Raw genomic sequence first — 1,697 nt, 5'->3', positions numbered from 1 at the left:
GTTCTCTCCCTCGACGGCCGGGCCGGCCGCGCCGTTCGGCTCGGGGGCGTTGCCCGGGGCCTCCGCACCGCCCTTATGGGCGACGTGCTTCGCGTTCTGCTTCACCTCGGCGGGGGTGTCACCGCCGTGGCCCTTGTGGTCGACCGTGGACTTGGCCGTGCCCTTCTTGATCTCGCCCTCCGTGGGCGCCTGGGCGACCGGCGCGCCGCCGCTCTGGCCGCCGAACACCACGTCGGAGCAGGTGTAGAACGCCTCGGAAGAATCGGAGCGCTGGAGGATCGAGAAGACCAGATGACGGCCCGACCGGTTCGGGACATTGCCGTCGAACACGAACGAGCCGTTCTCCAGCGGCGGGTTGGTGACCGAGGCGAACGGCTGCGCCTCCAGGTCCGACCACTTCAGCGGCTTGGTGGGGTCGTAGCCGACTTTGGTGATGAACAGTTCCAGCGTGCCCTTGTGCGGGGCCGTGGCCCGCCAGCGGAAGGTGCGGTTGCCGGAGTTCAGCTGGGTGGACGGCCAGTCGGTGCGGGGGGCGTCGAGACCGCGGTACTTGTCACGGCCCGCGCTGCACAGCTTGCCGTCGGGGATCTTCTGCTGGTGGGCCCCGGCGACATCACCGATGTTGACCTCGTTCCAGTCGTACAGCGGCTGGGTGCCGCCCGCCGCGACCAGCGCCTTGCACGCATCGGAGTCGGGGCTCTCCGGGCCCTCGGCGAGACAGGCCGATATCCTGCTGACCGGGTCCAGCATCGAACCGTGGGCGCCCGCAGGCGCGGCGGTCAGCATGGTCAGTGCGAGCGGCGCGATGCCGAGAGCGGCGACCATGGCGACCTTACGGCGAGCGGTCATCTTGACGTTCTCCTCAATGCGGCATATGGGGGGACCAGGGCCGGGCCCGAACGGGCTCTGCGGCTCCGTTCGCCTGTGGCGCGGTTGTTCGAACCAGCCCCGGCGGTCAGCAAGCTAGCCGCTCGACGCCTTGAAATCGCCCATGAGAACGGGATGAGGGAGATCCTTATCCTTGCTTTAAGGAGGCGCTAAGTGCGGGCTGAGGAAGCACCTGCGCGCCGGGCCCGCCACGCCGACCGTCACAAAGATCCGTTCACGACGTTCCGTTCACGAAGATCGTTCATGACGACCCGTCCCGCCGAGTGAAGGAGCCATCCGTGGCCTTGACCCGTGAAGAGCGTGAACAGTTCCTGGCCGAGCCCCATATCGCCGCGCTGGCGGTGGCAGCCGGGGAGGAGGACCGGGCTCCGCTCACCCTGCCGATCTGGTACCAGTACGCCCCCGGCGGCGACATCTGGATCATGACGGGCCGGGACTCCCGCAAGGAGCGGCTCATCGCGCGCGCGGGCCGGTTCTCCCTGATGGTCGACCGGCTGGAACCCACCGTCCGCTACGTTTCGGTCGAGGGGCCGGTCACCGCGACGGTCACGGCGACCCGGGAACAGCTCGTGGAGATCGCGGCACGGTATCTCCCTGCCGGGAAGGTCGCGGGTTATGTCGAGTTCGTGGAGAAGGAACTGGGGGAGCAGGTCGTGATCCATATGCGCCCGCAGCGCTGGAACAGCGCGGATCTGGGCGAGGCGTGACGCGTTGTCAGGGTGGGTGGCGGCCGCGACCGTGCAGGTTGCGCTGGTGCGGCCGCGCCCGGCGGCAGGGGCGGCAAGCCCCCGCCCCTGTCGGCCCCAGTG

The 1,697-nt window shown here is 69.2% G+C and carries 2 protein-coding genes; one reads left to right on the top strand and one right to left on the bottom strand.

Annotation, left to right across the window (positions count from 1 at the left end; genetic code table 11):
• A partial coding sequence (locus ACWF94_RS40045; RefSeq protein ID WP_453500150.1) for a lytic polysaccharide monooxygenase auxiliary activity family 9 protein occupies positions 1–849 on the bottom strand: 849 nt, incomplete at its 3' end.
• Between the two features lie 317 nt (positions 850–1,166).
• On the opposite strand from ACWF94_RS40045, the gene ACWF94_RS40040 reads away from it, so the two are divergent.
• On the top strand, positions 1,167–1,595 hold the full coding sequence (locus tag ACWF94_RS40040) for a pyridoxamine 5'-phosphate oxidase family protein (RefSeq protein ID WP_453500148.1): 429 nt from the start codon (positions 1,167–1,169) through the stop codon (positions 1,593–1,595).
• Positions 1,596–1,697: the final 102 nt, after the last annotated feature.

The sequence above is a fragment of the Streptomyces sp. NPDC055078 genome, from assembly GCF_053607985.1.
Note: the sequence above shows the minus strand (reverse complement) of the source record. Positions and strands in the feature narration are given on the sequence as shown.